The sequence below is a fragment of the Streptomyces sp. NPDC029041 genome (assembly GCF_040637515.1).
Classification (GTDB): Bacteria; Actinomycetota; Actinomycetes; order Streptomycetales; family Streptomycetaceae; genus Streptomyces.
The window spans coordinates 252,422-262,870 of the sequence record NZ_JBEZWO010000008.1 but is presented as its reverse complement, the minus strand read 5'-3'; the positions used below and the strand labels follow the sequence as shown (position 1 = coordinate 262,870).

The 10,449-nt window shown below is 71.4% G+C and carries 11 protein-coding genes; 6 read left to right on the top strand and 5 right to left on the bottom strand.

The window, feature by feature from the left end:
- Positions 1-469 precede the first annotated feature (469 nt).
- The 4 genes from AB0F04_RS22475 to AB0F04_RS22460 all read left to right on the top strand — a co-directional run bounded on the left by AB0F04_RS22475 (position 470) and on the right by AB0F04_RS22460 (position 4,172).
- Complete coding sequence (locus AB0F04_RS22475; RefSeq protein ID WP_362043843.1) at positions 470-820, top strand: MerR family transcriptional regulator; 351 nt, start codon at positions 470-472, stop codon at positions 818-820.
- A gap of 261 nt (positions 821-1,081) precedes the next feature.
- Positions 1,082-3,145: a discoidin domain-containing protein gene (locus AB0F04_RS22470; RefSeq protein ID WP_362043841.1), complete on the top strand. Its 2,064-nt coding sequence runs from the start codon at positions 1,082-1,084 to the stop codon at positions 3,143-3,145.
- 19 nt (positions 3,146-3,164) lie between these two features.
- On the top strand, positions 3,165-3,761 hold the full coding sequence (locus AB0F04_RS22465; RefSeq protein ID WP_362043839.1) for a TetR/AcrR family transcriptional regulator: 597 nt from the start codon (positions 3,165-3,167) through the stop codon (positions 3,759-3,761).
- A 123-nt stretch (positions 3,762-3,884) separates the two neighbouring features.
- Positions 3,885-4,172 (top strand): DUF4190 domain-containing protein, encoded by a 288-nt coding sequence (locus AB0F04_RS22460; protein WP_362043837.1) that lies wholly within the window; start codon positions 3,885-3,887, stop codon positions 4,170-4,172.
- Between the two features lie 57 nt (positions 4,173-4,229).
- Here AB0F04_RS22460 and AB0F04_RS22455 read toward each other — a convergent pair whose 3' ends face one another.
- The 5 genes from AB0F04_RS22455 to AB0F04_RS22435 all read right to left on the bottom strand — a co-directional run bounded on the left by AB0F04_RS22455 (position 4,230) and on the right by AB0F04_RS22435 (position 9,180).
- Positions 4,230-4,784 (bottom strand): CGNR zinc finger domain-containing protein, encoded by a 555-nt coding sequence (locus tag AB0F04_RS22455; protein WP_362043835.1) that lies wholly within the window; start codon positions 4,782-4,784, stop codon positions 4,230-4,232.
- Between the two features lie 38 nt (positions 4,785-4,822).
- Positions 4,823-5,860 carry an alpha/beta hydrolase gene (locus tag AB0F04_RS22450; RefSeq protein ID WP_362044277.1) on the bottom strand — a complete coding sequence of 346 codons (1,038 nt, stop codon included), beginning with the start codon at positions 5,858-5,860 and terminating at the stop codon, positions 4,823-4,825.
- Between the two features lie 191 nt (positions 5,861-6,051).
- Positions 6,052-6,495: a hypothetical protein gene (locus AB0F04_RS22445; protein ID WP_362043833.1), complete on the bottom strand. Its 444-nt coding sequence runs from the start codon at positions 6,493-6,495 to the stop codon at positions 6,052-6,054.
- Positions 6,496-6,625: 130 nt separating this feature from the next.
- The gene (locus tag AB0F04_RS22440) at positions 6,626-7,846 is read right to left on the bottom strand and encodes a cation:proton antiporter (protein WP_362043831.1); all 1,221 of its coding nucleotides are present in this window, start codon (positions 7,844-7,846) and stop codon (positions 6,626-6,628) included.
- 548 nt (positions 7,847-8,394) lie between these two features.
- The gene (locus AB0F04_RS22435) at positions 8,395-9,180 is read right to left on the bottom strand and encodes an AraC family transcriptional regulator (RefSeq protein WP_362043829.1); all 786 of its coding nucleotides are present in this window, start codon (positions 9,178-9,180) and stop codon (positions 8,395-8,397) included.
- A 70-nt stretch (positions 9,181-9,250) separates the two neighbouring features.
- On the opposite strand from AB0F04_RS22435, the gene AB0F04_RS22430 reads away from it, so the two are divergent.
- Both AB0F04_RS22430 and AB0F04_RS22425 read left to right on the top strand, forming a co-directional pair.
- Positions 9,251-10,093 carry a phytanoyl-CoA dioxygenase family protein gene (locus AB0F04_RS22430; protein ID WP_362043827.1) on the top strand — a complete coding sequence of 281 codons (843 nt, stop codon included), beginning with the start codon at positions 9,251-9,253 and terminating at the stop codon, positions 10,091-10,093.
- Positions 10,090-10,365 carry a hypothetical protein gene (locus tag AB0F04_RS22425; RefSeq protein WP_362043825.1) on the top strand — a complete coding sequence of 92 codons (276 nt, stop codon included), beginning with the start codon at positions 10,090-10,092 and terminating at the stop codon, positions 10,363-10,365. The genes AB0F04_RS22430 and AB0F04_RS22425 overlap by 4 nt, the downstream gene beginning before the upstream one ends.
- Positions 10,366-10,449: the final 84 nt, after the last annotated feature.

Below are 10,449 nucleotides of genomic sequence, written 5' to 3'. Positions count from 1 at the left end.
CGGCGACGTCGCCACCGTGAAGCAGCAGGAGGCCACGGCCGACTCCATCACCCGCACCGACGGCAAGCCCAGCCTCTCGCTGCCGTGTCGCCACGCGGCCGGGCGCCACAAGATGCCTGCTTCCGGCGGTTCCCAAAATCTGTCTTTGTCAGAGTAGACATTGGTGCTCACCGGAGCTAGCCTTCTTCTCGTAGACATGGTCAGACGAACCCGAGGAAGGACGGAGGAGCAGACGCCATCAGGATCGCCCGGCCCGGGGAGCTCTCGGTCCGGGTACCGCAAGACCCCGGATTGGATGGTGGTCCCCGGTCACGCAGCCGCGATCCCCGCACCCCTCCCGCAGCCGGGCCGGGTAGCGGAAACAGAAGGTCGGCACCGCATGAGGGCCGACAGATGGTGTTGAATTTCCTTCGGGGCCCTGGTGCCGTACGGCACCAGGGCCCCTCGACGCGTTGTACTACGAGGTGACATGCCAGCAGATACCCCGCTCAGCGATCGTCTGGACGACGACGACTACCCGGCCTACACCATGGGCCGGGCCGCAGAGATGCTGGGCACCACCCCCGGCTTCCTGCGGGCCATCGGTGAGGCCCGGCTGATCACGCCGCTGCGCTCGGAGGGCGGGCACCGCCGGTACTCCCGCTACCAGCTGAGGATCGCCGCGCGCGCCCGCGAGCTCGTCGACCGGGGAACGCCGATCGAGGCCGCCTGCCGCATCGTCATCCTCGAGGACCAGCTCGAGGAAGCCCAGCGCATCAACGCCGAGTACCGCCGTGCGGCACAGAAGGCGTCCGGCGGTTCCGAAGCCGCTCCGAGCTGATCGCCCGAAGCGCCGAGCGGGCCCTCCCCCGCTCCCCGTTCCCCGTTCCCACCCCAGGCCGTCGACCTGGGGTTTGTCGTGCCGCCGCCAGGTGTCCGGTGCCGTTCGACCCGGTTTCCCGCCCCGGGTGAGCCGGTTCCGTCATCAGGTCAAGCGTCCCGGACCCTTGACTCGTCCAGCGGGAGTGGCGATTCTCGTCGCACGCTTTGCGAGGTCATGACAAGAGGGCCTCGCTGATCCGCCGACCGAGGGACGTGGGCAGTGACCGGTTCCGGACGCCCGTACCGCAGGCGCGAGAACGTCACCGTGGTGTCGCTCCTCCTGCTCGTGCTGTCGATCGCCCTCGGGCCCACACCGAGTGCGGCGGCCGGCGACGACTGGTGGGAACCCACCGCACGACCCGCGCCGGACTCCCGGATCGACGTCACGGGTGAGCCCTTCACCGGCACGAACGCCAGGGGCGAGGTGCGCGGGTTCGTCGACGCGCACGACCACATCTTCGCCAACGAGGCCTTCGGCGGCCGCCTGATCTGCGGAAAGGCCTTCTCCGAGCAGGGCGTGGCCGACGCACTCAAGGACTGCCCCGAGCACTACCCCGACGGCTCGCTCGCGATCTTCGACTTCATCACCAACGGCGGCGACGGCAAGCACGACCCGAACGGCTGGCCCACCTTCAAGGACTGGCCCGCCCACGACTCGCTGACCCACCAGCAGAACTACTACGCCTGGATCGAGCGGGCCTGGCGCGGCGGCCAGCGGGTGCTCGTCAACGACCTCGTCACCAACGGCGTGATCTGCTCCGTGTACTTCTTCAAGGACCGTTCCTGTGACGAGATGACGTCCATCCGGCTCCAGGCCAAGCTGACGTACGACATGCAGGCCTACGTCGACAAGATGTACGGCGGGCCCGGCAAGGGCTGGTTCCGGGTCGTCACCGACAGCGCGCAGGCCCGCAAGGTCATCGAACAGGGCAAGCTCGCGGTCGTCATGGGCGTGGAGACCTCCGAGCCCTTCGGCTGCAAGCAGGTCCTCGACATCGCGCAGTGCAGCAGGGCGGACATCGACAAGGGCCTCGACGAACTCCACGCGCTGGGCGTGCGCAGCATGTTCCTGTGCCACAAGTTCGACAACGCCCTGTGCGGGGTGCGGTTCGACTCGGGCGCGCTCGGGACGGCCATCAACGTCGGGCAGTTCCTGTCGACCGGCACGTACTGGAAGACGGAGACCTGCAAGGGCCCGCAGCACGACAACCCGATCGGCAACGCGGCGGCGCCCGAGGCCGAGAAGAAGCTCCCGGCGGGTGAGGAGGTTCCCTCGTACAGCGCCGACGCGCAGTGCAACGTGCGGGGCCTCACCGACCTCGGCGAGTACGCCGTGCGCGGCATGATGAAGCGCGGCATGATGCTGGAGATCGACCACATGAGCGTCAAGGCCACCGGCCGGGTGCTCGACATCTTCGAATCCGAGTCCTATCCCGGTGTGCTCTCCTCGCACAGCTGGATGGACATGGACTGGACCGAGCGGGTCTACGGCCTGGGCGGCTTCATCGCCCAGTACATGCACGGCTCCGAGGGCTTCGTCGCGGAGGCCGAGCGCACCGAGGCCCTGCGCGACAAGTACGGCGTGGGCTACGGCTACGGCACCGACATGAACGGCGTCGGCGGCTGGCCGGGACCGCGCGGGGCGGACGCGCCGAACAAGGTCACCTACCCGTTCCGAAGCGTCGACGGCGGCTCGGTCATCGACCGGCAGACCACCGGTGAGCGCACCTGGGACCTGAACACCGACGGCGCCGCCCACTACGGCCTCGTCCCGGACTGGATCGAGGACATCCGCCGGGTCGGCGGCCAGGACACCGTCGACGACCTGTTCCGGGGCGCCGAGTCCTACCTCGGCACCTGGGCGGCCTCCGAGAACCACGAGGCGGGGGCCAACCTCGCGGCCGGTGCCGCCGCGTCGGCCAGCTCCTCGGAGTGGAGCCTGTTCACGAGCTACAAGCCGCACCGGGCCGTGGACGGCGACCGCGGCACCCGGTGGGCCGGCGACTGGAGCGACGACCAGTGGTTCCAGGTCGACCTCGGCTCCCCGCGGACCGTCGGGCGGGTCACCCTCGACTGGGAGCGCGCGTACGGGAAGTCGTACCGGATCGAGCTGTCCACCGATGGCACGACCTGGCGGACCGCCTGGTCCACCACCGCCGGTGACGGCGGCCTGGACACCGCGCGGTTCGCCGGCACCTCCGCCCGCTACGTCCGCGTCCACGGTCTGGAACGCGGCACCGGCTGGGGCTACTCGCTCCGTGAGGTCGGCGTCCACAGCGGCTGACGGCCACGAGAGGGGCTCCATGGCACGGTTGCCGTCCGCCGAGCGGCGGCGACAGCTCACCGAAGCGGCGATCAGGGCGATGGCCCGGGACGGCGTCCCCAGGACGACGACCCGGGCCATCGCCGCCGAGGCGGGCGTCTCGCTGAGCGTCTTCCACTACTGCTTCGACTCCAAGCAGCAGCTGATCGAGTCCGTCATCACCACCATCACCGGGCACTACGTGACCGTGGTGAAGGAGGCCATACGGCCCAGGGCCACCCTGGAGGAGACCGTCCGGGCCGGTTTCCAGGCGTACTTCGACCACGTGCGCGCCCACCCCGACGAGCACATGCTCACCTACGAGCTCACGCAGTACGCGCTGCGCCAGCCCGGTTTCGAACACCTGGCACGCCGTCAGTACGAGCTGTACGCCGAGGCGTACACCGAACTCATCGACCAGGTGCGGCAGTCCATGGGGCTGCGCCTGCACGTGCCCGTGCCGGTCGTGGCCCGCTACCTGGCCGCCATGACCGACGGACTGACGCTCAACTACCTGGTTCTGGGCGACGACTCGGCCTGGACGGGCATCCTCGACACGGTCACCGCGCACGTCGCCGGGCTGGTACGGGAGAACTGACGGCACATTCCGCCGAATTGGTTGTCATGGGAACGCCACAGAGGGGCATTCGAACAAAACAAGTCGAAGAAGTGAGGAGAGTGCGGCCCGTTCGGTCCGCGCCATCGACAACTGGGAGTTCTCATGGCGAGTTACGGCGGTTCCTCTGCCGCGTCCTCCGGTTCGCGCACCAACGGCCTGGCGATCGCGAGCCTGTGCTGCGGCATCATCGGCCTGTTCTTCCTGAACATCGTCCTCGGCCCGCTGGCCATCGTCTTCGGTGCGGTCGCCCGCCGTCAGGCGTCGGTCCGCAACGGTGCCGGCATGGCGAAGGCCGGCATCATCCTCGGCATCGTCGACGTGGTCCTGTGGCTCGTCCTCCTGGCCGTGGCCAGCAGCAACGGCGGCTTCAGCTGGTACGTGGGCGGCTGACGGCCGCCCGGACCGACGTGGGGCGTGCGGCGGACCGGTCGGCGCCGGGCCGCGTGGTCAGGGGGCCGTTCCGGTCTTCTTGCGGGCGCGGTACGCGGCGGCCTTGATCTTGTTGCCGCAGGAGTCCATCCCGCACCACTGCCGTCGCATGCCCCGCGAGCGGTCGATGTAGGTCCGTGTGCACTCCGGGTTCCCGCACTCCTTGAGCAGGGGAACGTCCGGGCCGCTCAGGAGCTCGACGGCGTGCCGCGCCACCAGGGAGAGGGCCTCGTCCGGCGTCGCCTGCGTCCAGCGCCCCGACGGGGTGAGCTGGGGCACGGCGGGCGGCGTACGGGCCGCGTTGTTCAGCACGGTCAGCGCCGCCCCGTCGTACTCCTCCCCGAGCCGGCGGGCGGTGACCAGCCGGTAGACCGCTTCCCTTACGGCCCGCGCCCGCTCGACGTCGGCCTCCCGGCCGGGCGAGACGGCGTCGACCAGGCCGGACTCCACGTACCACGCGGTCAGCCGGTCCGGCGTCACGAACATCTCGAAGCGTGCCGAACGGCGCGCCCGGAGCGTGGCGGCGAAGTCGAGCGCCGGGTTCCCGCAGACGAAGACGTGGTCCAGATTCACGTCACCATTCTGACCGGTGACCCACTGCGCGGCAAGCCTCAGAGGCGGTCGGCGTCCGTGACGGCCCGCGCGAAGGCCGCGGGCGCCTCTTGGGGCACGTTGTGCCCGATGCCGGGCAGCGTGCGGTGCTCGTAGGGGCCGGTGAACCGGTCGCGGTACGAGGCGCCGTCGCCCGGAGCGGTGAAGGGATCCCGCTCGGCGTCGAGGGTGACGGTGGGGACCGGGATCACGGGTCGGGTGGCGAGCCGCTCCTCCAGTGCGTCGTAGCGGCGCTCCCCGTCGGCGAGACCCAGCCGCCAGCGGTAGTTGTGGATGACGACGGCCGCGTAGTCGGGGTTGTCGAAGGCCGCCGCGGTGCGCTCGAAGGTCGCGTCGTCGAAGTCCCACGTCGGGGAGACCGTGTCCCAGACGAGCCGGGCCAGGTCGTGGCGCAGGGCCTTGTCCTCCAGGGCGAGCCGGCCCCGCTCGGTCGCGAAGTAGTACTGGTACCACCAGGCGAGTTCGGCCTTGGGCGCCAGGGGCTTCTCATTGGCCGCCAGGCTGGTGACGAGGTAACCGCTCACCGAGACCAGGGCCTTGCAGCGTTCGGGCCGGAGCGCGGCGACGATGTCCGCGGTGCGTGAGCCCCAGTCGAAACCTGCCAGCACCGCCTTGCCGATCTTCAGGACGTCCATCAGCGCGACGACGTCCATGGCGATCGCCGACTGCTGGGCGTTGCGGACGGTCCGGGCGGACAGGAACCGCGTCGTGCCGTGGCCGCGCAGGTACGGGACGATCACCCGGTACCCCTGCCCGGCGAGCAGCGGGGCGACGTCGACGTAGCTGTGGATGTCGTACGGCCAGCCGTGCAGGCAGATGACCACGGGGCCGTGGGCCGGACCCAGTTCGGCGTAGCCGACGTCCAGGACTCCGGCCCTGATCTGCTTGATCCGCGGAAACGCGCGGTGCGCGCCGGGGGCGGGTCCGGCGGCGGGGGCAGCCGCCGCCGCAGGGGCGCTCCACGGGCCGGCCGGTCCCGCGGCCGCCGCGCCCGCGGCCACTCCCAGAGCCTTGCCGAAACTACGCCTGCCGATCACATGGGCCTCCGTGGTGTACGTGCACGGACTGGTTGCGTCGACTGACTGTGACATGCGGATCGTCACCTGTCAAAGGGGTGACGCGCAGCGCGCGGTAGTCATAGTCCCGTATGTACAGGCACTTTGCGACGCACCACTCGCCGGGACATCACCCCTGCAACTGGTGACGCACCGGAGAGAAGTGAAGGCGGTCAGGATTCGTACGATCCGTCGCCCGCCGTGGAGTCGGGGTGGGCACGGCCGGGGACCAGGCGGCGGTAGGCGGCGCGGGCGTGGACGAGGCGGGCCAGGCCCGTGCCGATGAGGGCGGCGGTGAACAGGCAGGCCAGCCAGGTGGTGTCGCGGTGACCGGCCCAGGTGAGGACGCCGGCGGGCGGTATGGCGAAGCCGTTGAGGAACAGCCAGCACAGCACGGCCGTGCCGGGAGCGGCGGTGAAACGTGCGCACAGGCCCAGCAGGGCGGCCAGCAGCGACAGCGCGAGCAGGGCCAGTCCGGGCCGGTCCGGCCCCACCGCGGTGTTGAGGAGCGCCACCAGCGTCAGTGCGCCGGCCCCGGCCCCCGCCCAGACCAGCGGTGTGGCCACGGGCTGGGGTACGGGCCTGGCTCCGGTGCCCAGGGGCTTCCACTCGATCATGCCGGTGCTTCCTTCCGGTCCTCCTGGACGGAATTCTCCCCTGGTTGCCGCGGCCGGCTCCCGGGGTGCTCGTCAGGGTGCCAGCCGGCCGCCCTCCGGAGAACAGCCGATCCGGACAGCCGCTCCCCGCTCAAGGGCGGGCCGCCGCGGTCGCCTTGGGCGTCTCGGCGACCGGTCCGGCGGCCGGTGCCCGGTGGGCCGGGCGGCGGACGACGCGGCGGGCGAGGGGCTCGGTCCAGCGGGCGGCGAGCGGGCCGAGGACGACCAGGATCAGGACGTAGGCGGTGGCCAGGGGGCCGACCCGGGGTTCGGCGCCGACGGCGAGTCCGGCGATGACGATGGAGAACTCGCCGCGGGCGACCAGGGTGCCGCCCGCACGCCAGCGGCCCCGGGGCGAGATACCGGCACGGCGGGCGGCCCACCAGCCGGTGGCGATCTTCGTCAGGGTCGTGACGACGGCCAGGGCGAGTGCGGGCAGCAGCACGGGCGGAATGGCGGCGGGGTCGGTGTGCAGCCCGAAGAAGACGAAGAACACCGCGGCGAACAGGTCCCGCAGCGGCGTGAGGAGGCTGCTGGCGCCCTCGGCGACCTCGCCGGACAGGGCGATGCCGACCAGGAACGCGCCGACGGCGGCGGAGACGTGCAGCTGCTGCGCGAGCCCGGCGACCAGGAGCGTCAGCCCGAGGACGGCCAGCAACAGCATCTCGGCGCTGTCCGAGGACACCGCGCGGCTGACCAGGCGGCCGTGCCGCAACGCCACGTAGAGGACGGCGCCCACCGTGCCCAGCGAGATCAGCAGCGTGACGGCGCCGCCCGCGAGGCCCGCCCCGGCCAGCAGGGCGGTGAGGATCGGCAGGTAGACCGCCATGGCCAGGTCCTCCAGGACCAGCACGCCGAGGACGACCGGTGTCTCCCGGTTGCCGAGGCGGCGCAGGTCGCCCAGCACCTTGGCGATGACCCCGGACGAGGAGATCCAGGTGACACCGGCCAGGGCGACGGCGGCCACCGGCCCCCAGCCGAGCAGGAACGCCATCGCGGCCCCGGGCACGGCGTTGAGGACGAAGTCGACGGCCCCGGAGGGGTATTGGGTCTTCAGCGTGGTGACGAGTTCGGAGGCGCTGTACTCCAGGCCCAGCAGGAGCAGCAGGAGGATGACGCCTATCTCGGCGCCGGTGGCGACGAACTCCTCACTGGCCCGCAGCGGCAGGATGCCGCCCTGGCCGAAGGCGAGCCCGGCCAGCAGGTACAGGGGTATCGGGGAGAAGCCCACCCGTCCGGCGAGGCGTCCCAGGAGCCCCAGGGCGAGGATGATCGCCCCGAGTTCGATGAGCATGGCGGTGGTGTCGTGCACGGGCGTCTGACCTCCGTTGATCCGGTCTGCGGCGTCTGTGCCAGGGGGCGTGAGCGCCCGGGGGTAGGGCTCGGTGAGCGGGGAGCGGAAGAGGGAGCGTGACCTCGCGCGCCGGGCGACGGGTCCGGGCCACGCGGTGTGCGGCGCCGGCGGTCCGCCGCGCTCCGGCCGTCATCGGCCGGGGGTACGCGTGACAGGCCGCGTCACGCCGCGAGTTCGGCGCCGGAGGCAGGCGTCACGCGCAGACGTCACACGTCACGCGTCAGGCGAGGGGGACCGCTATGCGGCGCGGCCGGTATCAGGGACGCCGTCACGGGCGGCGTTGTGGACGCGGACGGGCACCACTCGCCCCATGTCACGCCCCCTCACGCCGGCCCTGGTAGCGGGCGGCCACTGTGTCGTCGTACCGAGCGGCCGAGCGACTGTGCGCGGCCCCGCTCAACCGAGCGTAATGGCTCGGTAAAGAATCCTAGCGCACGCCAACCTTCGTCGATCGCGCGGCAGTTCTGAGGGTGACGGCCGGCATCCCGGTGACGGGCCGCTGCCGTTCACGCGCCGGCCGACCGCCGCACGGCCCGCGGCGACGCGCCGAGTTCCTTGCGGCAGGTCTTGTTGAAGGCCTGGAGGTCGGGGATGCCGACGGTCGCCGCGACGGCCGGGATCGCCAGCGTCGACGCGATGAGCAGGTGACGGGCGCGCTCCATGCGGCGGCGCCGGACCCAGCCGACGACCGTGTGCCCGGTGTCCTCGCGGAACAGCCGGGTCAGGTGCGTGTGCGACACCCCCGCGGCCCGGGCGATCCCCGGAACGCTCAGCGGGTCGGCCAGGTGCTCCTCGATGTGGGCCATGGCCGCCCGCAGCGCGGGGTGCCGGGCGTCGGAGGGCGATGCGGCCGCCTCGGCCAGGCCGGTCGTGCGCCACAGCACCGTCCACAGTTCCGCGGCGGCCCGGACCGGGGACTGGGCACTCGCCGCGATCGTCTGGCGCAGCAGGGCGCTCAGCGCCGCCGCCTCGGTGCCGGCGTCCTGCATCGCCGGCAGGCGGCGCCGCTCCCCGTCTCCCGGCAGCCGGAAGTGGGCGTACAGATGCTCGCAGCGCGGGGCGTCGTAGTGGAAGCGCACCTCGGTGCCGGGCGGTACGAGGCTGAGGTGGCCGGGGCGGATCGGGTGCCGCGCGTCGTCGAACTCCAGGGTTCCGGAGTAGCCGTAGAGGTGGAGCTGCCACAGGTGCGGGAGGCGGAAGACCTCGTGCGGGCCGGCCGAGCCGTGCACGCCCACGCCCGCGTGCACCAGATCGGGCGGCAGGTCGAGGGGGAGTTCCACGAAGGTCGGCATGGTGAAAAATTACCAGTGGTTGCCGATTACGGCCCACGACTGCTGGGGCACGCGCTTCTACGGTTGCGTCATGTCAACCACCACACAGCTGTTGAGCTCCGTCGAGGTGGCGCGGTTCACGGCCCACGGATTCCTGCGCCTCGACGGCGTCGTGCCCCGGGAGATGAACGAGGAGGCGCTCGGGCTCTTCGCCGCCGGGACGCTGCCCGCCGTGCCCTACGGCACTCCGGTGCCGGCGGCCTTCCCCGAGGGTTCCTTCACCCGCCGCCTCCTCGGACTGCCCGTGGTGGCGGGGGCGCTGGAGAGCCTGGTGGGGCCGGATCCTGACGTCGACCACCACTACGTCCACACCCGCATGCCCCGGGAGGGCAGTGCGCAGGCGGTGCACGCCGACGCGCTCATCGATGTGCGGCCCGACGCGTTCGACGTGCAGCTCATGTACTACCCGCAGGAGGTGACCGCCGACATGGGCGGCACACTCGTCGTCCCGGGCAGCCATCTGCGGCGCATCAACGAATCCGACACCGGCCGCTACCAGAACCTGCTCGGCCAGACCCGGCTGACGTGCCCGGCCGGGACCGTGCTCCTGATGCACCACGGCATCTGGCACGGCGGCCGGCGCAACGACAGCGACATCGTGCGCCACATGTACAAGATCCGCTTCAACCCGACCGTGCCGCAGGTGCGGCTGTGGGACACGCGGGACCTGGACTCGCCGGCGGTGCGCGAGGAACTGGGGCGTTTCTTCCCCTGGTACGAGCAGGCCACCGGCCGGCTGGAGATCCACAACCGGGTCCTGCTGTGGCGCTCGCTGTCCGCCGACCCCGGCTTCGACATCGAGCACTGGGCCACCCGCATCGCCAACCGGCCGGGCACGTACACCACGCCCGCCGCACAGAGGAGCACCGTATGACCACCACCCGGCAGCAGGTTCTCGTCCTCTACCTCGACAACTCGGCCCTCGATTCCCGGGTCGTCGGCTGGGCCCGCTACGACGGCACGGGCGCCAGCCGCCCGACGACCGGCGACAGCGACGAACCCCCGTACAAGTCGGGGGTCGACGCCCTGGAGGACGGCTGGCGGCTCTTTCAGGCGTCCCCGCTCATTCCGCCGTATCCGGGGGCGGAGCACGCGACGTCGTTCCTCAAGCACGAGTTCTTCTTCGAGAAGCTCGTACGCCGTTGAGCTCGGTCAGGAGGGCGCGGGGGCACACCTCGTAGCGCCCCCGGGCGGGCGGGCCGGGCGCTGTCCGAGCCGGGCATGACGAAA

What these genes read in the sequence shown, in the direction of transcription:
- AB0F04_RS22475 (WP_362043843.1), top strand. Translation starts at nt 470, where the DNA reads ATGCCAGCAGATACCCCGCTCAGCGATCGTCTGGACGACGACGACTAC.
- AB0F04_RS22465 (WP_362043839.1), top strand. Translation starts at nt 3,165, where the DNA reads ATGGCACGGTTGCCGTCCGCCGAGCGGCGGCGACAGCTCACCGAAGCG.
- AB0F04_RS22460 (WP_362043837.1), top strand. Translation starts at nt 3,885, where the DNA reads ATGGCGAGTTACGGCGGTTCCTCTGCCGCGTCCTCCGGTTCGCGCACC.
- AB0F04_RS22445 (WP_362043833.1), bottom strand. Translation starts at nt 6,495, where the DNA reads ATGATCGAGTGGAAGCCCCTGGGCACCGGAGCCAGGCCCGTACCCCAG.
- AB0F04_RS22435 (WP_362043829.1), bottom strand. Translation starts at nt 9,180, where the DNA reads ATGCCGACCTTCGTGGAACTCCCCCTCGACCTGCCGCCCGATCTGGTG.
- AB0F04_RS22430 (WP_362043827.1), top strand. Translation starts at nt 9,251, where the DNA reads ATGTCAACCACCACACAGCTGTTGAGCTCCGTCGAGGTGGCGCGGTTC.
- AB0F04_RS22425 (WP_362043825.1), top strand. Translation starts at nt 10,090, where the DNA reads ATGACCACCACCCGGCAGCAGGTTCTCGTCCTCTACCTCGACAACTCG.